This window comes from Enterobacter sp. SECR19-1250 (assembly GCF_013391025.1).
GTDB lineage: Bacteria > Pseudomonadota > Gammaproteobacteria > Enterobacterales > Enterobacteriaceae > Enterobacter > Enterobacter cloacae.
Map to the genome: position 1 here is coordinate 1 of NZ_JACASJ010000091.1, position 20807 is coordinate 20807.

Sequence of the window (20807 nt, forward strand, 5' to 3'; positions counted from 1 at the left end):
TCATCGGGCATTATCTGAACATAAAACACTATCAGTAAGTTGGAGTCATTACCAAAAAGTACTACTCGATGTATGGTTCTACTATTTGCGATCTTTACAGCAATTCCCGATTTGATATCCGGAATGTCATTATTCCAGCCGTGGCTGGTGAGACGCCTATCCCTAATTTAGATCTGATTCCGTCTGATCCAACGTTCGAAAAAATAATTGAACAGACCCTCACCCGCAGTCACCGTGAAAAAATTCTGGGTCGGCATCTGGAGAAAATCAGGTCAGATTATGATTACATCATCATTGATTGCGCTCCGGGGTTAAATATTGCAACCGGCAATGCAATATTTATTGCCGACCATGTTCTGGTGCCTGTCGACGGTGGAAGCTTTTCATTAAGTGGCCTGGAAATCATGCTTGACTATATGGATGAGATTTCCGAAGAGGATTATACACGATTCAGTGTATTCCGTAATAATTACAACGGCGCGAATAAAAAAATTAATACTTATATCGAAACCGCACTGACTTCACACGAGAGAATTTCTCCACGGTTGTTGAAAAGCCGAATCCGTACAGACCAGGCTATTGTGCAATCTCAGGTGGCTTGCCTTCCGCTTTATTATTATCAGAAAAGCGCTATGGCATTAGTCGACTACGGCAAACTTGCACGTGAACTTGAAGAAATGATCAGCAACGAGGCAGCAAAATGACCAAAGAACTGGTACGACCAAAAATGGAAAAGCCGGAACGGGCTACCAAAGAAAGCAGCCTTACCAACATTTCTGCAAAAAAGAAAAATACTACCGGTGAAACGCCAAAAACCGTCCGTATGACCCCGGCAGAAAAAGTACTGGCGCAGGAGCTGGTCGAGCAAATCCAGGCACTGACCCACAAGAACATTACTGTGTCGACACTCCTGCGTGCAGGGCTCTATCTCGCTCAGGCAGCAGGACCGGAAAAGGTTCTAAAAGCCATAAAAGAAAACATATAATGTATTACAATTGAATGTCTTTTGTAGTGTTTCTGAATTACATGTTGATACTATCAAGATTGGAGTGATATGAATAAAAAAGGCTCTTAAAATTAAGAGCCTGTGTTTTTATTTAACTTTATGCGCCAATTGGCGTCTGCGTAGCCGGCTAGTCTGAGGAAGTAATCTCATACGATCTTCCTTCAGTTTCATTGGTAAGAACGTTACATATTCTTCGCCGTCCAATCCGCTGACTTTAAGCGTTGATTGTTTGAGTCCCGTCACAGAGTGAAAACCTTCAGAATGCTCACTCGCTATGAGAAAAGACTCTCTGTTCGCTAATTCATTCATATTTCGGACCATTGAGTCGATGACGGCCTTCATCTGTTCTGAATTAAGCGCTTTACCTTTGAAATATTTGGCGTCTTTAATATCAGTCCTGAGAGTAACCGGAGCCGCCCCCCACTGCATGGCCAGATTATACCCTACCTCGCGGGAGCTATAAGGCGATGGCATATGGCTGCTCCAGTAGGCACCCGATTCGATACTTTCCGAGCCAGGTGTATGTACGCTGCCCGAATCTATTTCTGTTTCGGTCGAAACAAATTTTTCAGAAAAAATAACGCTGGCCAGATCCTGAGCGGCGAGTTCACCCGCCCTTTCAAGATCAGCTTTCCCGGTCTCGGTCAGGTTGTCTCCGAATAAATCCCTCAGAGACTTTTTCTTTTTCTGAGTTGATTCATTAGTTTTCAGTGACATAAACCCCTCCCCTACAGTTGTATTATTATTATACAGCAATTTGTTCAAGATCTGAAATTGAGTAATTGAACGGCACTACCGCATCCAGCGTGTCTGCGGTGATGTTCTCATGGATGGTCCTGCTGAAAGCCGCTTGGCCTGCTATCTCTTCATAAACATAGGCTCGGCAACGCAACTGCTTTCCCTGAAAATCCGGATGCGAAAGCACAGCTTTAATGGTTTGACGGACACGTAAGAAATTGTTGCAGAATACGTCAGGCCTGATTTTCCTGTCTCGTCTCATGGCATGCTTCCAGGCGATTCTGGGGTCCATATAGACATACATGATCTGGACTGAATAGCTTCGTCTGAGTGCTTCACGGACATTCCTGACAGCAGTATCTTCATGAGCAAAATTCGTATCATGGATGATATCAAAGCCCCCCTTCACTGCTTTATTAAAACAGCGCGACATTATATTCGTGCAATATGTCTGATAAACATCTGCATTATTCCCTGTATAATATGGGAATAACCCCCTGAATTCATCGGGATCAATATGCACTGTGTCCGGGTATTCACTGAGAATATGCTTTACGGTTTCACTTTTACCGCATGCAGGCGCACCGGCGGTAAAAATTATATTTGGATCTTCTGACGCAGGAATCCCGTCTGAAATATACTTAAACACATCATCTCTGATATGAGTGGCAACCTTTTGTGATAGCGCCTGAATGTCATCCAGAAAGTCCTCAGAGATTTTAATCAATATCTCTTTTTTATGATTTTCGTTCATTACCCGTCACGTACCTTTCATGGGAGCTGTGCTGAAAGTCTATCACAGGTTATTCATCTTATAACGCCCCCTGAAACCGGGGCTGGCCGCATAGCGCTGTTGCTTAGTCTGTTCGTGGAGTCTCACTCCTGGTTTCGCAACAGATTTCCGATTTCCGCTAGTTCCGGATTACGGCGATTTTCTGCGCTGATTTGTGAAACGAAAATTAAAAATGTGCTACACTTTAAGTAGTTAGATAACTTTCACCCTCTCCGCATCAGACCGACCTGACGAGTAAATCCTGTTAATCTGTTCATCATCGCTTCCGAAAACTTTGCTATTATGAATTTTTCGGAAGTCAAAAAGAGTGAGATCCGGTAATTGCGGGCGGTGACTGTTATTCTGCTAATCACTGCGGGCGGGCAACGGAATGTTCTGCTGGCGATGATAAATAAATAGAACTAATAGATATTAAATAATAAGGAAGTTGATTATGAATATGAAAATTACACTGAGTGTTTTATTTGAGGCTCTCATAATCCTTGGGCATGACAGAGTCTGGATGGAAGAATCGGAGTTTGAGCACATATACGGATACGGCTGCTACCGTGAGATACACACTTGGGACGATCGCACAGTTGCCTGGTGGGATGATGCTGATGACACATGGTATCTGTCCACAGAAGTCGATGTGATAACTCCTTTCCTTGGCCCTCTCCCAAAGAAAGAAGGAGAGCTCTCCGAGGAAAAATGCTTCCAGTTAATGACTCTTGGTCGCTACTGATAGCCGACAGCAGCATTTAATGAGTGGTCGGCTGGACACCCTCTGGCGGCCACATGTCACTCGATAGTGTAGTCCGGCGGGATTTCTCCCTGAAGATGATCCAGACATTAACGTAAAGGATACAGGAACGATGTGTAAACTGACCGGTTTTATAATGGGGCTGACGATCCTGCTGGGTGTGACTGCACGGGATGCAGGGGCGGCAACGCTCAGTGAAATGCGGATGGTTAATGCCAGTCAGAAACCCGGGATGGTGATTATCTGCAGCCGGACCTCGGAGATTCCGCAGAAAGGTGAATCCCCCGTTCGTATAGAAAGTCTCCTCAGGGGCGTGGTACTGCAGAACGACGGTGATCGCATGATGTTTGACGTGACCTATACACAGCGAAACGCTGAAGAGAGTATTCCTTTTCGTACGGAAAAATACCGGCTGACCACTGAGCTGGAAGCCACCCGCCAGAAAATGGCCATCGATCCTGAGACGATAGAACTATCGCTTCCGCATGCCCGCGGTCTTGAAGAAACTTTTCTCGCGGGGATGAAAGCAAGCCCGGTTTCGTTTGAAGATTACACCAATTACCGTGTCAAATCTGCTACCGAGTATCTGATCCTGCCGGGTCCGGCATCCCCGGATGCACCGGTGATGCACTGCACACTCTAATGACAATGGTGACATAACATGATGCCAGCACTGCCAGGCCATAGCGGGGCTTTTTCCTCTGCTCAGCTGCCGGTGGCCATCGATTACCCGGCCGCGCTGGCACTGCGCCAGATGGCGCTCGTTCAGGACGAACTGCCGAAATACCTGCTGGCGCCGGAAGTGAGCGCCCTGCTCCACTACGTGCCCGATCTTCACCGTAAGATGCTGCTGACCACCCTGTGGAACACCGGCGCCCGTATTAACGAAGCACTGGCCCTGACCCGGAGTGATTTTTCCCTGGCCCCGCCCTACCCGTTCGTGCAACTGGCAACCCTCAAACAGCGGGAGGAGAAAGCGGCCCGAACGGCCGGCCGTGCTCCGGCCGGCAGCCAGCCTCATCGTAACGTTCCGCTTTCCGATCCGCAGTATGCCCGCCAGCTGGAAATGATGGTGGCCACCCTGAAAATACCGCTGGAACGCCGGAATAAGCGCACCGGCAGAACGGAAAAGGTGCGCATCTGGGAGATCACCGACCGTACCGTTCGCACCTGGCTGGGCGAAGCTGTTGAAGCGGCAGCCGCCGACGGGGTGACGTTCTCCGTGCCGGTGACGCCACACACGTTCCGCCACTCCTACGCCATGCACATGCTGTATGCCGGAATTCCGCTGAAGGTGCTGCAGAGCCTGATGGGGCACAAGTCGATCAGCTCGACGGAAGTCTATACAAAGGTATTTGCGCTCGATGTTGCTGCAAGGCATCGTGTGCAATTTTCAATGGCAGAGGCTGATGCTGTTGCCATGCTGAAAAAAAGATAACTAAATTTGTAAAAATTTACAGACAGTTGTAATGACATCCACTTATTCGATAATAAATTAATCTTGCGTTACGTGAAAACTGACAGGGGTCCAGGCTGTACCAGGCCGGAATTCACGTAACGCACTTTACGTCTTCTTCATTACTTACCTTTTCGTTCCGATCCTGTTCATCCCTGCATTGCCCCCTTTTCTTCATAACGCATTTCACTGTTGCCGAAAGCCCATGGGGTCGACTTTGCGACCGCGGCCGCACTCAGAAGGATGGCCACTTTAACCGGCGCCACCCTGGCGTACCTACTCGTCCCCGAAGTGAGAGCCCTACTCTTCTATATGCCGGATCTTCACCATTAAATGCTGTTCTCTACTTTCTGGAACACGGGAGTGCGGATCAGTGAATCCCGGACGCTGCCCCCGGAATCCTTTGATCTCGGTGGGTTAAGACCCTTTGTGAAAGTACTGGGCTAAGGGCATCCGCCCTGACGAACAATATTGACTAAGTGATGAAAGTAAACATATCGCAGTGAAGATGTTGAGCAGACTGCCCGCTCTTCCACACACCGCAGTCAATATCAATACTCCGGTAGGCCTATCCGCATATCGCAGTCAAGGCAAGCAAAACCTAAACGGAATGATGAATCAGTATAAATTGACTGTGGTATGCGCTCTGCATACCACAGTCAACAAACTCTAAAACGGCATTCCTCAGTCATTTCCCGGTTTCACGCTGGCGAGCGCTTTTGCTAGTTTCTGAGGATCAATACCTGCAGCCTTCAGGGCTTTAATAACTTCGTCATAGTTCTGCTCAGGTACTTCCTCTTCCGGCTCACGGGGAACAACGACCTTGCTACTGATGAGTTTCGGATTACGGTAATGCACGCTGAAGTAGGTGGCCCGGCCGCGTTTGAATTCGGTGTAATCCAGATAGCCGATATCCTTCAGCTGCGCCATGGCTTTGCGCACCGTGTGGTTCTGCGTGTAGAGGTTAGACGTCAGGTTGAGTCTGTCTCGCATACGCTTCATGGAGATGGGGGCCGGATTCTGTGGCAGACTTTCAATGTAGGTATAGAGTGCCTGTGCGGACTCCTTGCGCTGCAGGGCATCAATGGCTTTCAGACGCAACAGGACCCGCCTGTCCATCTGATAAAGCTCAAAGAGCTTGGGCTCTGCCCTGATCTCCACGACATCGGCAGTGATGTCGTAATAGGCAGACTGAACCAGGTGCGTAGTCCACCCTTTCGTTTCACTCTGAAACTTGAGGGTTACGGATGCCAGCTTGAACAGGGAGTTGCTTATCCTGTCACGCATTTTCTTGTTAGAGCGCCGGGAGTCAAAGCCACACATTTTAACAAACTCAACAAAAGACAGCTTGAGCGTGTCATCCTTAACGCCAAAATCATACATTGAACGGATGATTCCAAGCCAGACTTTGAAGTCCGTATCCATATCGAGGCGCGATCCGGTGATCCTGACATCGGTATACCCTTCACTCCGGGCAATGGACAGCTGTACGAGCTCCTCAGTCGCATCCGTGACGTTTTTGCGGTTCGTCTTACTCCTAGAGGTCGATTTGAGGGTAGGAACGAACAGACCAAGCCTCATGAGCGCAACAGGCTGAACAGTACTGGCGCTGTTGACATCCAGCTTAACAACTTCACCCGTTGTCTTATTGACCTCCTGAAGATTCAGGGGTAACTCATTATTTTCCATAGCCATTTTATTAACCCGCGGTTATCCACAAACGAAAGTATATACGCATATCACAGTCAACGGAAATACATACCCCAGTTAATACAATTGCATACCGCAATAGTTGATCTCGCACACAACAGTCAACATACCACACACCACAGTTAATGAAGATAGTCTCCAGGCTCAGGCGTAGCGGGGCGCTAAACGATCCGGGGATCTCTTTTTGATCTCAACATGATCTCCTTAAGGATCAATTACTGGATCGAAATATGGAATAACAGCCAGCATCCAATACATATGGACCACTGACATGACACAATGTGAATCTTGGTACAACAACCCAGTAATACAACACCAGGAAAGGCAATAGTCTTGACTGTGATATGCAGAAAAATGCATGTCATTACTCTTCCCTATTCCTATTCAGCTTCATACCGCAGTCAATAATCTGCATACTATAGTCAATTCCTTACCATTCAGTTCCTTCCAGTGGAGCTTCGTTAGCTTCAGAGCGTCAGCCACACCTTGTTAGTACGGAGTAATTCCGCTTCCTCGACGCATGCGCCTACGCGCGCATACTTTCTGCGGCGAGCGGATGATATTGACTGAAGCATGCGGCAGCCTTTCAGGCGGATGCTGAACTGAACAAGACTATATTTTGATCGGCTTTGCAATATTTAAGACGGTTTGCAACTTTAATGTTGCTTTGCGCCTTTTACCAAGATTTAATAGATTAATGCAAAGATAATAATAAGGAACAAAGAATGGGACTGATGGAAACGCTTGACCAGTGCATTACGGCCGGTCATGAAATGACGAAAGCTATCGCGATTGCACAGTTTAACGATGATAGCCCGGAAGCCAGGAAAATTACCCGTCGCTGGCGTGTGGGTGAGGCCGCCGATCTGATTGGCGTTTCTTCTCAGGCAATCCGTGATGCAGAAAAAGCAGGACGCCTTCCCCATCCTGATATGGAAATGCGTGGACGTGTAGAGCAGCGGGTGGGCTACACCATTGAACAAATCAACCATATGCGGGATGTATTTGGCACCCGTCTGCGCCGTCCTGATGACAGCGTTCCGCCCGTCATCGCGGTGGCAGCACATAAAGGGGGTGTCTATAAGACATCTGTATCTGTACATTTGGCACAGGACCTGGCGCTGAAAGGGCTGCGAGTACTGCTTGTCGAAGGGAACGATCCTCAAGGCACAGCCTCCATGTACCACGGCTGGGTCCCTGATTTGCATATCCATGCCGAAGACACACTGCTGCCTTTTTATCTTGGTGAGCGCGATGATGCAGCCTATGCCGTCAAAGCCACCTGCTGGCCGGGTCTCGACATCATACCTTCATGCCTGGCTCTGCACCGCATTGAGACAGAACTAATGGGAAGGTTTGACAACGGGAAACTGCCGACAGAACCTCATATGATGCTTCGCCTGGCCATCGAAACAGTGGCCCATGATTATGATGTCATTGTTATCGACAGTGCACCGAACCTCGGTATTGGTACCATCAATGTCGTCTGTGCTGCAGATGTACTCATCGTGCCAACGCCAGCAGAGTTATTTGATTACACCTCTGCCCTTCAGTTTTTTGACATGCTGCGCGACCTGTTAAAAAACGTGGACCTGCAGGGTTTTGAACCTGACGTTAGAATTCTTCTGACCAAGTACAGCAATAACAATGGCTCACAGTCACCCTGGATGGAAGAACAGATCCGCGATGCCTGGGGAAGCATGGTACTGAAAAACGTTGTTCGCGAGACCGACGAAGTCGGTAAAGGTCAGATCCGTATGAGAACGGTGTTTGAGCAGGCTATCGATCAGCGCTCATCTACAGGAGCCTGGCGAAATGCGCTGTCTATCTGGGAGCCTGTCTGTAATGAAATTTTTGATCGCCTGATTAAACCTCGCTGGGAGATCAGATAATGAAACGTGCACCAGTCATTCCAAAACATACCGTAAAAGATATCCGCCCCGAAACTGAACCTTCAGCGGCACCCGCTGCACCGATGGTTGATTCATTAATTGCACGGGTTGGAGCCATGGCCCGCGGGAATACCATTCTGCTTCCGGTTTGTGGCCGGGAAGTGAAATTTATTCTGGAAGCGATCCCGGGCGAGAGTGTTGAGACGGCATCAAGAGTCTGGTCAGGTAATGAACGTGACCAGGAACTACTGACCGAAGACGCGCTTGATGATCTGATTCCCTCTTTTATGCTGAGTGGTCAACAGACGCCTGCGTTCGGACGAAGGGTAGAAGGTGTCATTGAAATTGCTGATGGTAGTCGCCGTCGTAAAGCCGCCATACTGACATCATCAGATTATCGTGTTCTCGTCGGGGATCTCGATGACGAACAGATGATGGCTTTATCACGGCTGGGTAATGATTATCGTCCTGTCAGCGCTTATGAACGGGGCAACCGTTATGCACAGCGGTTGGAAAATGATTTTAACGGCAATATCTCTGCTCTGGCTGAAGCTGAGAATATTTCCCGTAAAATCATCACGCGTTGCATCAACACGGCCCATTTGCCAAAATCAGTGGTTGCCCTGTTTACTCATCCTGGTGAACTTTCCGCCCGCTCTGGGGAGACGCTGTACAAAGCATTTTCGGGAAAAGAAGCTTTATTGTTGCAACGGACACAACAGCTTCATGAGCAAAAGAAAGCGGGAGTTATCTTTGAATCCGAGGAAGTTATTGGTTTACTGACGGATGTTCTGAAAGAGCCATCAGGTAAAAAAGTAAACCTTAATACCCGTCATCAATTTGTACCTGGTGCGACAGCCCTATACAAAGGCGATAAGGTGATTTTTAATCTCGATAAATCTCGTTTGCCTGCCGAGTGTATCGAGAAGATAGAAAGCATACTGCGCGACTTACAAAAAGTTTAGCCTGTTTAATGATACACGCGAGAGTCTTCATTAATTTCCAATATCCTTAATGCGTTACATGCTGCTTCGGAATATATACATCCGAAGCAGTTATTTTCTGCACTATAGCCCAGTGTTGTTAAAAAGATCTGTTTACTTCTCCCAACCTGATTGTTACCACAATCTAAAGATCCAGTTTTTTCTAGTTTTCCTTAACTAGTTCCGCAGTTCACCCCTCAACCTGCATATCAGAACTCAGACGGTAACCCATTCCGGAATACTGATTTCATACACCAGATTAACTGGGACCACGGTCCCACTTCCTACTTGCGTGTCAGAACTCATCCTTCAACCCCGCCTGGAATATCGATTCCACACGCCGGATTTAACTGGGACCATGGTCCCACTCTATTCAGCTGTTTCTATCACAATACAGATTTTGAGATTGTTACTGTGATTCCTGTATTAGGTGCGTAAGAAGATTATGTTCGTTTTGTTCCCTGGTGCTTCCTCGCTCACTCGCGGGCTTCGCCCTGTCGTTCGGCTGCGGCGAGCACTACTGGCTCTCTCAGAAAAGCAGAATTTATCTGATCCTCGCAACGGGAATATCTTTCCAGCGGGTGGTGTACGCAGGGGAGAGCATATCGCGTTTCATTTGCCATGATGGCGCTATCCCTCGCCCGGCAAACCAGATCTGTCCCAGACCGGAATGATTAATGCCATCGAGAACCTTCATCAGCTCAGAGCTGTGAGGACGTGGCGGACGTTCGTCGAACAGCTGCAGCTGCGAAACGCCGGAGCCGGTGAAGTCATTCAGCATCACACCGGCTTTGGCATACAGGTGCCCATCCTTCCAGATACGCTCCAGAGCCGTTGTGGCGGCCGCAATGATGTCCCGGGTGTCCTGAGTGGGGGTAAGCAGTTTCTCCGTGGCCACGTTGCCGTAGTAAGGCTCTTTAACGGCGAACGGAGACGTTTTGATGAATACGGAAATATGCCGGCAGTACTGGTGCTCTTTCCGCAGCTTTTCAGATGCCCGCTCTGCGTACTGACAGACAGCCTGCCGCAGCGAATCGTATTCAGTAACCTTCTCTCCAAAGCTGCGGCTGCAGACGATCTGCTGTTTCGTCGGTGGTGCTTCCTCAAGCGACATGCAGCTTTCCCCGTTCAGTTCGCGTACTGTTCGCTCGAGAACGACGGAGAAATTTTTGCGTATAAAGGCCGGGTTCGTCAGGGCCAGATCGAGCGCGGTCCTGATACCCAGTACATTGAGCTTGCGTGCAATACGGTTTCCCACGCCCCAGATCTCTTCGACCGGCTGCAGTGAAAGCAGTTTCCGCGTTCGCTGAGGATTCCCCCTGGTCAGGGCGAGCACACCACGAAACTGTTTCCACTCCTTTGAGGCCCACTGGGCTGATTTTGCCAGGGTTTTCGTCGGCCCGGCACCCACGCCGATGGTCAGACGGGTACAGTCATACACGTGCTGGCGCAGCTGCCGGCCGAAGTCCTCCAGGTCCATGCAGTGCTCAACGCCGGTCAGGTCGAGGAACATCTCGTCAATCGAATACTGTTCCACCCTTGGGGCCAGCTCCTCCAGGCAGCTCATCACGCGCGCTGACATCGAGGCATAAAGTTCATAGTTGCTTGAGAACGCGTATATTTTTTCCGGATACGTTTCGTTTTTCATCTGAAACCACGGCATGCCCATTTTGATCCAGGGCTTTGCCTCGGCACTTCTTGCGATAACGCAGCCATCGTTATTACTGAGCACCACAACCGGCTTTCCTTTCAAATCCGGGCGGAAAATACGTTCGCAGCTGGCATAAAAGCTGTTCACATCGGCCAGGGCAAACATCAGTACATCTCCCTCGGGCGGTGGATGATGTGCGTGACGACGCCAAAGATATCCAGATCGTCCGGGTCGGGATAAATCGGCGGCCAGGCGGCGTTCATTGGCTGCAGCGTCAGTCGTGGCGTCAGCAGAAGCCGTTTAACCGTAAACTCCCCCTGCACACTGGCCACAACAATATCGCCGTGCCGGGGCTTCTCTGCACTGTCCACAACCAGCAGATCGCCATTGTAAAGGCTGCCGTCGGACATGCTGTCACCGCTGGCACGGAGATAGTAAGTCGCGCTTGGGTGCCGTATGCAGTAATCATGGAGATCCAGGTCATCGGGTAGGAACAGGCCATTGCTGACCCATCCCCCCCTAAGAACCGTACGTGAGAGTTTCCCCTCATACGGCTCAGGCCTCTCAAAGCCCACTTGCGCGAGCCGGTTTCGCTACCTTCAGGTTAAGGGCATGGATCTGCCTGTGGCATACGGGATGCACAAGGCACAGGTTGCTGTTGTCGTCAGTACCGCCATCGACACGACGGATAATATGGTGAACATGCCATCCGGTTTCGGGCGTGATCAGCTCCTGACATAACCTGCATCGTCGCTGCTGACTCTGCCAGAGCGTGACGATCCTTTTCTTCCCGCTGAGTGACAGCAGCATCTTTCGGGACATCCTCTCCTCAAAGTATGCTTCCCATTCAGGAGCGAACGGGTTTGCCCCCAGCCTCAGCATTGTATGGCGTGTGATGCGGGTGTCGGTGGCTTTCCGCAGAGACTTTAGAACCGGTTTTCCATCCGGATAGTACTCGCCTGTAGGCGTTGCAAATACCCAGTTACGGTTACCCACCTGATGGAAGTAACGGTTTTTGATCCAGCGTTTACCTTTCTGAGGATGCCGCCGCCTGCACCAGCGCCACAACGCCAGCCAGATTTCATGGTCCACGCGGGCAAATGCAGCTTTTGCAACGTTGTGCCGGTGAAAATCTGCCCAGCCCTGAATGATCGGGTTCAGCTTTTTAATAAGCTTCTCCTGCGTCAGTGCCGGGTTCTCTCTCACTGTTGCGCGGGCTTTTTCCAGTAAGCGACTGACGTTTATACCGGACGGGCGTATCAGCAGCTTACCGCTGAATTTGCGCAGATTATGGCCTAGAAAATCGAAACCCTGATCAATACGTGTAACCCGCGTTTTTGTGGGGGAGAGCGTCAGACCACGCTCGAGCATGAACCTCTCCACCACAGGCATGACCTCATTTTCCAGCAACTCCTTCGAGCGGCCGGTTATGATGAAGTCATCAGCGTAACGCACATAATTGACCTTGAGTTTTATTTCAAGATTCCGCGCATACCGCGGACGACCAAAGTGGGACTTTAGCCTTGCTTCAAGCCCGTCGAGTGCAAGGTTTGCCAGCACCGGGGAAATAATTCCACCCTGTGGCGTACCTGCTTCGGTGGGAAAAAGCTGACGCCCTTCCATGTATCCTGCCTTGAGCCATCTGCTCAGTATTACCCTGTCGATCGGTATGTTTTCCATCAGCCACTCATGGCTGATGTTGTCAAAACATCCCTGAATATCCCCCTCCAGCACCCACTCTGGCGCGTGTTTCTTCGACAGCACGATAAAGCACTGTTCAATTGCATCAGCTACGGAACGCTGTGGCCTGAAGCCAAAGGAGCGCTGATCGGCTGTGGTCTCCGCAACGGGTGAAAGTGCCATCATGTAGAGTGCCTGCATGGTTCTGTCACGCATCGACGGAATGCCGAGCGGACGGCTTTTGCCGTCTGCTTTGGGGATAAGGAGACGCTTCAGAGGAAGGGGACGGTATCCCCGCCGCTGTAGCGACTTAATGGCCTGAAATCTGGCCGCCGGGGTGGTCCATAATTTGCCGTCCACGCCCGGCGTATGCCTGCCCTTATTTTCGGTAACCCGTCTGACGGCAAGAGCCTTACCGCTGAACGAGTGGGTCAACAGCCACTGCAGGGCTTTAACCCTGCCGAACCTGCCTTCCCGCGTTGCCTTTACGATACGTGCCTGCAGCCTTCGCACTTCCCGGTGGCACTGAGCCCAGTCAATGCTGTGCCATGCCTCCGGTTCGTGAGAGGGGGCACCCGCGCCTGTTGCTGACGTAGTCATCTGCTGTTCCCTCAAAGAAAGTTTCTCAGGTTATCCCGTAAAGAAAGACCCGGTGGAAGTCTGCCCGCTTTCGCGTGAGGTGATGTCGCACTTGAGCTCAACCTCTGTCTGCCCGGTTACAGGGCAGCATTCGCTTTCTCCACCATCTCATACCCGCACCGCCAACAGTGCCTCTTGCGATTTACCTGCCCCTGAGGGCAGCGATACGGGCTTACCATGTTCCACCTGAATAACGAGATGGGTTAGACCCTGCCTGTTCACCGACGGCCATTATGTCCGTGTGCCTCAAGAATCGAAGTGAAGCAACCGACCGCATACCTTTTGGTTCAGGCCTGACAGCATCTTTGGCCTGTTCTATGTAACGATGTTTATCAGCAGTTCACTTATGTTGGTCATACCATCCAGCCTGGCGCCGCATCCGCACGATGCTTGCAGATGTTACCTGTCCTCACGGACTCGGCTAGGTACGCAGACCCGGCTTCGTTGTCCCGGCAGCTTCACACCAGAGCGTTACCGCTCCCGCATGTACCGGTAGGCTACTGATGACGGAACATCAGGTTCCTCTCTGATTTCTCAGCGGAACAATTATTCAGGCGACTTCACGTCGCACGGACTCGACATAGTCAGCGGCAGGGCTCGGAAAACCGCAGCTGGCCAGGTCTGCAAACAACGGACGGGCCTGTGGCGGGAGTGCTTTCCCGGTGCTGAAAAGCTGCAGTTTCATCTTTCCTCCTGACGTCTAAATATACTGGATATGCATACAGTATATTTAACAGCGTGAGGATAATCCAGATCACCTGCTTCATGAACAGGGTGAGTAACCTAAGTTACTCAAAATGCTATTTAATATCATTATGGGACATTTAAATTACTCATAATGAGAAGTATGGCTTTTATTTTGCCATTTTGCTCTTATAATATGTATCAAATTGAGTTTAATTGACGGAGCATAATGATGAATATTTACTGCGATGATGGTTCAACTAATGTTAAGCTGGCATGGTTTGAAGGAAACGAGCTGCAGACCCGGGTTTCTGCTAACTCCTTCCGGCATGGCTGGAAAGTGGCGGAATTCAGTGCCGCAACGTTCAACTATCAGGTGGGCACGCTGAAATACACCTGGGACAGCGTCAGCCGGGATGCCATCCCGACAACAAACGTGGAATACCAGTACGGTGATCTCAACCTGCTGGCCGTGCATCATGCCCTGCTGAACAGCGGACTTGAGCCGCAGCCGGTGAGCCTGACCGTGACGCTGCCCCTGAGCGAGTATTATGACGGGGACTGCCAGCGGAACGAGGAGAACATCCGACGCAAACGAGAAAACCTGATGCGTGAGCTGGTTCTGAATAAGGGCAGGGCATTTACCGTAACGGACGTGAAGGTGATGCCTGAATCACTGCCGGCGGCGTTCTCCCGTCTCGCGGAGCTGAAGCCCGGACCCGCTGAGACCACCCTGATTATCGATCTCGGCGGAACCACGCTCGATGCCGGCGTGATTGTCGGACAGTTTGATGATATCAGTGCGGTACACGGCAATCCGTCTGTCGGCGTGTCACAGGTCACCCGCGCAACTGCAGGCGCGCTGCGGGCTGCAGACAGCGAAACCAGCGCGCTTATTGCTGACACGGTCATCCGCAACCGCAATGATCGTCAGTATCTGCAGCGAGTGATCAACGATGCCGGAAAAATTGACGATGTTCTGAACAAAATTACAGAGGCAATCACTTCCCTGGGCGCGCGTGTCACCAGTGAGCTGACGGTCTTCAGGAGCGTTAACCGGGTATTCCTGGTCGGGGGAGGGGCATCCCTCATTGAAGAGGCTATCCGTCAGGCCTGGCCTCTGGCTCCTGACCGTATCGAGGTTATCGGCGATCCGCAGCTGGCGCTGGCCAGAGAGATTGCCCTTTACAATAAAGAGGACTAAACGTGCCGGACGGCCAGTATTCTTTCTATCTGCACAGCGACGATCGCACCGACATCACGGCGATGGCGACCATCAGCACCATCTCACAGCCCCTGCGCGGTGACTTCATTCGGACCGCCGCCACCGCCGGGGCGGTGATGTACCAGACGGATGCCCGTTTACCGGCGCTGATCCCGGTGTTCTTTGACGGACATCTGAGTGCCATCCGGCTTTGTGCCGTGATGGCCCTGGTATCCGGCACCTGGTCTTCACTCTCAGGACTTCCTGATGAGCCTGATGGTGGCGTGGCTGCTCTGGCCATGTCACCGGAGACGGAATACCAGCGCCGGCGTTACACCCTGACGCTTCAGGATGACCGGAGCAGTGAACGGGTTGAGCGTGTGCTGACGGGCGTGTCATCCCGCCTGCGCGGAGAGCTGCTGAGAAACCTGATTATCACCGGTCTGGCCCTGCATACGACCGCACCGGAGCTGCCGCGTCTGCTGGCCAGTATGCCGGTACCGCCCGGCACGGTCAGCGAGCTGCAGGTTCTGGTTCAGCAGATGGCTGGTACGGCTGACGTGAGTATGGCTGCAGTGCCGGAGAAACCAGCGGAGCCTGCCGCACCGGTATCCGCTGAAGCGACCAGCATAAAGAAAAATATGCGCCGGGCATTCGGAGACTAGAGCATGTCAGTGATTAAACAAAAAGCAGTGCAGTGCATTCATAACTTTCTGCGCGCCCGGAACGTGCCTGAATCTCAGTGGCCGGAACGGGTCAAAAAGACCGGCAGGGGAATGATACTGGCAGGCGTGGCCGTCGTGGTTCCTGGCGTTCTGGTTGATAACATCTCACTGCCGGTGACAATCGCGATGCAGGTCTGCTATGCCTCACTGATCGGCCTCGGGGTTCTCCTGGCGTTTGACAAGAAAAAACCAGAGGGGCGGGGATGAATATGAACATTAACCTGAAGGAAACAGTATGCTGCTTGAAGAACTGACAGGAGACGAACGTACGCTGGTCGTTGTGGCACTGCAGGCGTTGTTCCGCGAGAGATTATCCGCATCAAATGCCGTCTTTACGGTATGTAGCCTGTCCGGAAAAGAGCAGCCGCCGGAAGATATTTTTGGGCTGCGTGAAGTAGAGGATGCGCTGAGACGTATTGGTGCAGCTCCTGCGCGTTAAATCCGGTCCCGTACACTTCAGAAAAAAACGGCAGGGTGACATCTCATCCCTGCCGTCAAAACTAAACGCTTAATTTTTCGGCGATTATAATGTATTGTTTTGTGATGTAAATCACATTTTAATTTAATGTGAAATTTTTCCTCCGCTTTATATCTCCCGTAAAAAATTACCCGCCGTGCCTTCACGCTAACCCGGCCGCTGCGGTCGCAAGGGTTCACGTTGTCTCCGTCCTCACCCGTTCGCGCCCTGCACGGTGCATTCAGCCCGTGAAGGGCTTGCGCTGCGGCTTCGGCGTCGCCCTGGCGTCCTCCGCTTTACGCCGTGTTTTTGTGGCGGCACGGCGCAAGAGGGTGCCGGATGCTGAGGACACAACCATGTTCAGACTGACCTGTATTGAACTCGATAACGGCGAGTTTGCCGTCTATATCAATCACCATTACCTGGGGAGTGAAGATGCCAGCGGAGAGCGACTTTCTCTGGGGGAGGTTCTGGAGCAGCTCTCCCTGCTGCCGGGCGTGGAATTACAGACCCTGCTGGAACCCGTACCGGAGTGCGATGACTGGTGCTGGAACGACATCGCCGATCGCGTCCTGCCGCCGCGTCCTGCATGTCGTGATGATGTGACGGTGGCAGGGCTCATCGCCAGGCTGAAGCAGTACCCACCGGATGCACTGTGTATGGGGACGTTCTGGCTGGAAGATGATTTTCTGTCGCTCGATGGCAGTCTGTCGGAGGAGGAAATTGCAGAAGCCATGCGTATCTGCGACCACAGCCACGATGCAGGCATCGGTTTTAACTGGGACACGCTGCAGTTTGCTATCGACCACGTGAAGGGGCGCTGAAAAAAAGGACACCATCCGGGGAGGGGGTGTCCTGAAATGTGTCATATTCGTTGTAAGTGAAAACCCATCAGATGTTTTCGGCACAGATAATTGCACAATCGCTGCCTTTTTTCACCTGCCATATATCCGACTCAAAAAAAGACGTCTCCGGTCGGGGGCGTCCTGAAATCAAAGGCACACATGTAAGATAACGGAGCGAATCCATTATCAGTGTGCATTCTGCCATACCCTGTCTGACTCATCAGCTACCAGAACCGGTAACAAAGGATGTCGGTTCCCTCCGCCTTATTGCCGCCAGCCGGCGGCGTGTTCAACGCCGTGCCTTCACGCTAACCCGGCCGCTGCGGCCGCAAGGGAAGCTCATCGCCGTTCTCCTCACCCGTTCGCACCCTTCACGGTGCATTCAGCCCGTGAAGGGCTTGCGCTGCGGCCTGCGGGAACGCCCCTGCGTCCTCCGCTCAGAGCCGGGTTTTTGTGGCGGCACGGCGCAAGAGGGTGCCGCATATCAGAGAGGAGTGTGTCTATGTCCCGTTTTATTCTGGGTGACTGCGTGCAGGTGATGTCCCGTTTTCCGGCGCGTGCCGTCGATTTTATTCTTACCGATCCGCCGTATCTGGTTGGCTATAAGGACCGTACCGGCCGCACCCTGGCCGGGGACAACTCTGCCGAATGGCTCCAGCCCGCCAGTCATGAAATGTACCGCGTGCTGAAAAATGACAGCCTGATGGTGAGTTTCTATGCCTGGAACCGCGCGGATCTGTTTCTGAATGCGTGGAAAACGGCCGGTTTCCGGGTGGTTGGCCATATCGTCTTTGCCAAGAGCTACGCCTCAAAATCGACGTTCGTGGGTTACACCCATGAGAGCGCCTACCTGCTGGCGAAGGGAAGGCCGCAAACCCCGGACCGTCCCATCCCGGACGTGATCCCCTGGAAATACACGGGCAACCGACATCACCCGACGGAGAAGCCGGTGCAGAGCCTGCGGCCGCTGATTGAATCGCTCACGCGTCCGGGGGCCATTGTCCTTGACCCGTTCGCCGGCAGCGGCTCCACCTGCGTGGCCGCCGCCGAAGCCAGCCGCCGCTATATCGGGATCGAGATGCTTGAGCAGTACCACGCCGCCGGCGTTCGACGTCTGGCACAGGTTGAACGGGCAAGAAGGATGCCGGCGGCCAATGACGGCGCGTTTTACCCCGACTGGCCGGAGGCGGCATGAACTACCCGGGCCTTGAACACCTGCGCGCGGACGTGGCCGCGCTCAGCAATGCCATGTGTGACGTGCGCTGAACCGCCTCGAATCGCAGCACCGGCACGACGCGGCAACGCTTACCGAACGTATGGCTGCGCAGACTCTGCGCCGGATCAACACCCTGCTTCTTGAAGCCTACCGCGAAGCCCTGGTGCTGGACGAAACCTTTCAGGACTGACTGACCCTGCCGGGCTGATGCCCGGCCTGTAACCCCTTACAAGAGAGAACAAACGATGTACGGAACCCGCGAAGAACTTTGTGTACAGCTTAAAAACATGTTCACGTTTGACGAACCCCTGGTCCTGCTGGTCTGGACGGAAGAGGGGATTAGCGTGGCCTGCCGTGAAGCCCAGCCAGAACCGGACGGGGCTGAAATCCGGAATCTGATGAAGGCGATCGGCGAAATGAAAATGACGCAATACCGCCAGGAGGGGGTAAATAATCTGACTGTCAGCGATCTCCTGGCCCGTCAGTGGGAAGTGGCAAACCGTCAGGTGAGTGTTCCGGCGGTACTCCTGTCCCGCGTCCTGCGTAACTATGAATGCGAGCTGGAAAACCGGATCGGTATGGCCTGGGAAGCCGGGCGGCAGGAGCCTGAATCCGTCAGGAATGAGCTGAAGGACGTTCACGCATTACAGGAGACGCTGGCCGCGTAAGGGAGAGAGCCGGGGTAACGCCCCGGCAACCGATGGCCATCCACTGCGAAAAGGATGTCAGTGCCTTTCGCTTTTATCCGCCGCTGCCCTCCGGGCCACGTCGGGACAATGAAACTCCTCTGAAGCTCCGTGCGGTGACGGCATGCGCCGTGACTTCACTGTAGCCCGGCCGCATCGGCCACAAGGGTTCGCTTACGCCTCCGTCCTCACCCGTTCGCACCCTTCACGGTGCATTCAGCCCGTGAAGGCTTTGCGCTGCGGCTTGCGGCGTCGCCCCTGTGTCCTCCGCTTTTCGCCGGTCTGTCGTGTCGTCACGGCGATGCCGGAACCGAGAATATATTAACCGTGGAGGATCTATGAACCAGACCGTGACCTGTGATGCTGTTCGTCTTGAGGGTGCGCAGCGCCTGACTTTCCTGCCTGATTTGTTTGGCGGCGATTTTATGACGTCCGAGGCATCCGTGTACGCCTACGCCTGGCGTTACTGCCCTGAGTATCAGGGGGGATTCTGGCAGTTTTACCGGCTGCCGGAAGGTGGCGGATATATGGCGCCTGACGTGGAGAGCCTGACCCTGTGCAATCCGGACAACTGGTTTGAGCAGACTGTCAGCGGGGAGGTGGCGGGGATCATCCTCACGGCGCTGGTACTGAATCACCGGAGCTGGCACCACAGTAACCATGACCATGAGGAGCTGTGCCGCCACTTCTGCCGCCGTTATGAGCAGCTTATGGCATTTGCTGATACCCATCCTGAAAGCGCCACGATCTGGCGTGCTCTTGACTGATTCACCACGGGCGGCAATGCCGCCCGACTAATGGAGAAAAACATGATTGGTACAGCAAAAGAGATAGCCATCGAAATGCTGCGTGATGACGATAATGACGGCGAGAAATTTGTATTCGCCAGCTGGAGCCGGAACGATATTCGCGGTCTCTGCATTGACTGGGATCTCAGTGATGAAGAGATCGACGTGGTGATGGAAAGACTGGAGGCAGAGTTGTATCCCTCCGGATGTGTCCCTCTCATCTACAACATTGTTGAGGTGATGGTGGAAGAAAAACGGAAACACCGTAATGTCACCATTCCGGCAGCGGCGCTTGCGGTGGTGATGCAGCTTGCAGGGAAGGAAATGGAGCGTATCGCCGTATGCGCGGAGGATGGCGGCGGATCGGCAGAAGAAACCCTGAAAGAAGAAAACGACGTCATGTTGAGCCTGCGCGCTGCGCTCGATGCCTGACAGAGAAACCGGAGGCGTTGCCTCCGGAAACTGAAAAAAGGAGAACACCATGCAACTGTCACCGGAAACCCGTAACATCCTGCGCCAATATAAAACGCTCATCAACGAACGACGTCGCGAATCCGGACTCAGCCCCGTAACCACAGCGAAAGTGCTGGATGAGATCTGCGAATCGGCTACCCGCCAGTGTGCCGTTTATCTTTGCGGCCACTTCATTCTCCAGGGCGGTCAGGGGGATGCAAAGTAAATAATCCGGGCGGGGCATAGGCGCCGCCTGTTCGCGCGCGAAAACCCTGTCATCCCTTCGGGCTGACGGACGGCAAGGCCAGCGCCTGCGGCGCTGCCCCCTCCCGCCCTGATGTAATCCCGGGGAGATGCACATGAAAGGCATTGTGAGGGCAAATTGTCACTGATACGGTCCTGCGTGGCGTGGCGTGGCGTGGCGTGGCGTGGCGTGGCGTGGCGTGGCGTGGCGTGGCG

At 52.5% G+C, this 20807-nt stretch carries 24 protein-coding genes and 2 pseudogenes; 18 read left to right on the forward strand and 8 right to left on the reverse strand.

Features of this window, described 5'->3' with window-relative positions; translation table 11 throughout:
* Positions 1–68: 68 nt before the first annotated feature.
* Both HX884_RS19875 and HX884_RS19880 read left to right on the forward strand, forming a co-directional pair.
* On the forward strand, positions 69–704 hold the full coding sequence (locus HX884_RS19875; RefSeq protein ID WP_231609563.1) for a ParA family protein: 636 nt from the start codon (positions 69–71) through the stop codon (positions 702–704).
* A complete protein-coding gene (locus HX884_RS19880; protein WP_231609564.1) occupies positions 701–985 on the forward strand; it encodes a hypothetical protein in 285 nt (94 codons plus the stop codon). Before HX884_RS19875 ends, HX884_RS19880 begins: the two co-directional genes overlap by 4 nt.
* 108 nt (positions 986–1093) lie before the next feature.
* Here HX884_RS19880 and HX884_RS19885 read toward each other — a convergent pair whose 3' ends face one another.
* Positions 1094–1723, reverse strand: coding sequence for a hypothetical protein (locus tag HX884_RS19885; protein ID WP_111969543.1), 630 nt, complete (start codon positions 1721–1723; stop codon positions 1094–1096).
* Positions 1724–1751: 28 nt separating this feature from the next.
* Complete coding sequence (locus HX884_RS19890) at positions 1752–2498, reverse strand: zeta toxin family protein (protein ID WP_111969542.1); 747 nt, start codon at positions 2496–2498, stop codon at positions 1752–1754.
* Positions 2499–2970: 472 nt separating this feature from the next.
* Here HX884_RS19890 and HX884_RS19895 point away from each other — a divergent pair, with 472 nt between their 5' ends.
* The 4 genes and pseudogenes from HX884_RS19895 to HX884_RS19910 all read left to right on the forward strand — a co-directional run.
* Positions 2971–3261: a hypothetical protein gene (locus tag HX884_RS19895; protein ID WP_013087126.1), complete on the forward strand. Its 291-nt coding sequence runs from the start codon at positions 2971–2973 to the stop codon at positions 3259–3261.
* Between the two features lie 130 nt (positions 3262–3391).
* A complete protein-coding gene (locus HX884_RS19900) occupies positions 3392–3922 on the forward strand; it encodes a hypothetical protein (RefSeq protein WP_111969540.1) in 531 nt (176 codons plus the stop codon).
* An 18-nt stretch (positions 3923–3940) separates the two neighbouring features.
* Positions 3941–4717 carry a site-specific integrase gene (locus HX884_RS19905; RefSeq protein ID WP_061549454.1) on the forward strand — a complete coding sequence of 259 codons (777 nt, stop codon included), beginning with the start codon at positions 3941–3943 and terminating at the stop codon, positions 4715–4717.
* Positions 4718–4918: 201 nt separating this feature from the next.
* Positions 4919–5176: pseudogene (locus HX884_RS19910) on the forward strand (site-specific integrase); the annotation flags it as partial.
* Between the two features lie 243 nt (positions 5177–5419).
* On the opposite strand, the gene HX884_RS19915 reads toward HX884_RS19910, so the two are convergent.
* Positions 5420–6430, reverse strand: coding sequence for a RepB family plasmid replication initiator protein (locus HX884_RS19915; RefSeq protein ID WP_015572055.1), 1011 nt, complete (start codon positions 6428–6430; stop codon positions 5420–5422).
* A 740-nt stretch (positions 6431–7170) separates the two neighbouring features.
* Here HX884_RS19915 and sopA point away from each other — a divergent pair.
* Together sopA and HX884_RS19925 are read left to right on the forward strand one after the other, a co-directional pair.
* Positions 7171–8337, forward strand: a complete 1167-nt coding sequence (sopA, locus tag HX884_RS19920; protein ID WP_023327689.1) for a plasmid-partitioning protein SopA — start codon at positions 7171–7173, stop codon at positions 8335–8337.
* On the forward strand, positions 8337–9302 hold the full coding sequence (locus HX884_RS19925) for a ParB/RepB/Spo0J family plasmid partition protein (RefSeq protein WP_013087134.1): 966 nt from the start codon (positions 8337–8339) through the stop codon (positions 9300–9302). Before sopA ends, HX884_RS19925 begins: the two co-directional genes overlap by 1 nt.
* Before the next feature lie 562 nt (positions 9303–9864).
* On the opposite strand, the gene HX884_RS19930 is transcribed toward HX884_RS19925, so the two are convergent.
* The 4 genes and pseudogenes from HX884_RS19930 to HX884_RS19945 all read right to left on the reverse strand — a co-directional run.
* Complete coding sequence (locus tag HX884_RS19930) at positions 9865–11136, reverse strand: Y-family DNA polymerase (protein ID WP_110820894.1); 1272 nt, start codon at positions 11134–11136, stop codon at positions 9865–9867.
* On the reverse strand, positions 11136–11468 hold the full coding sequence (gene umuD, locus HX884_RS19935) for a translesion error-prone DNA polymerase V autoproteolytic subunit (RefSeq protein ID WP_074174315.1): 333 nt from the start codon (positions 11466–11468) through the stop codon (positions 11136–11138). Before umuD ends, HX884_RS19930 begins: the two co-directional genes overlap by 1 nt.
* Positions 11469–11535: 67 nt before the next feature.
* A complete protein-coding gene (ltrA, locus tag HX884_RS19940) occupies positions 11536–13251 on the reverse strand; it encodes a group II intron reverse transcriptase/maturase (protein ID WP_047345193.1) in 1716 nt (571 codons plus the stop codon).
* Positions 13252–13861: 610 nt separating this feature from the next.
* A pseudogene (locus HX884_RS19945) lies at positions 13862–13975 on the reverse strand (peptidase); the annotation flags it as partial.
* Between the two features lie 231 nt (positions 13976–14206).
* On the opposite strand from HX884_RS19945, the gene parM reads away from it, so the two are divergent.
* The 10 genes from parM (at position 14207) to HX884_RS20000 (ending at position 20574) form a co-directional block, all read left to right on the forward strand.
* Entirely contained in the window at positions 14207–15178 is a 972-nt protein-coding gene (gene parM, locus HX884_RS19950; protein ID WP_110820892.1) for a plasmid segregation protein ParM domain-containing protein, read from the forward strand.
* Positions 15179–15180: 2 nt separating this feature from the next.
* Positions 15181–15843 (forward strand): plasmid partitioning/stability family protein, encoded by a 663-nt coding sequence (locus HX884_RS19955; RefSeq protein WP_032664819.1) that lies wholly within the window; start codon positions 15181–15183, stop codon positions 15841–15843.
* A 3-nt stretch (positions 15844–15846) separates the two neighbouring features.
* Positions 15847–16110, forward strand: coding sequence for a hypothetical protein (locus tag HX884_RS19960; RefSeq protein WP_015572058.1), 264 nt, complete (start codon positions 15847–15849; stop codon positions 16108–16110).
* 28 nt (positions 16111–16138) lie between these two features.
* Positions 16139–16342, forward strand: coding sequence for a hypothetical protein (locus HX884_RS19965; protein ID WP_015572059.1), 204 nt, complete (start codon positions 16139–16141; stop codon positions 16340–16342).
* Between the two features lie 374 nt (positions 16343–16716).
* Positions 16717–17184, forward strand: a complete 468-nt coding sequence (locus tag HX884_RS19970) for a hypothetical protein (protein ID WP_045890699.1) — start codon at positions 16717–16719, stop codon at positions 17182–17184.
* 523 nt (positions 17185–17707) lie between these two features.
* Positions 17708–18400, forward strand: coding sequence for a DNA methylase (locus HX884_RS19975; RefSeq protein ID WP_063624437.1), 693 nt, complete (start codon positions 17708–17710; stop codon positions 18398–18400).
* Between the two features lie 266 nt (positions 18401–18666).
* The gene (locus HX884_RS19985; RefSeq protein ID WP_013087145.1) at positions 18667–19089 is read left to right on the forward strand and encodes a DUF1380 family protein; all 423 of its coding nucleotides are present in this window, start codon (positions 18667–18669) and stop codon (positions 19087–19089) included.
* 356 nt (positions 19090–19445) lie between these two features.
* A complete protein-coding gene (locus HX884_RS19990) occupies positions 19446–19874 on the forward strand; it encodes an antirestriction protein (protein WP_032638121.1) in 429 nt (142 codons plus the stop codon).
* Between the two features lie 42 nt (positions 19875–19916).
* Positions 19917–20327 carry a DUF1380 family protein gene (locus HX884_RS19995; RefSeq protein ID WP_032663704.1) on the forward strand — a complete coding sequence of 137 codons (411 nt, stop codon included), beginning with the start codon at positions 19917–19919 and terminating at the stop codon, positions 20325–20327.
* Positions 20328–20376: 49 nt separating this feature from the next.
* Positions 20377–20574: a hypothetical protein gene (locus HX884_RS20000; RefSeq protein WP_110820890.1), complete on the forward strand. Its 198-nt coding sequence runs from the start codon at positions 20377–20379 to the stop codon at positions 20572–20574.
* 49 nt (positions 20575–20623) lie between these two features.
* On the opposite strand, the gene HX884_RS27020 is transcribed toward HX884_RS20000, so the two are convergent.
* On the reverse strand, positions 20624–20807 hold a 184-nt coding region (locus tag HX884_RS27020), incomplete at its 5' end, for a hypothetical protein (protein WP_218620095.1).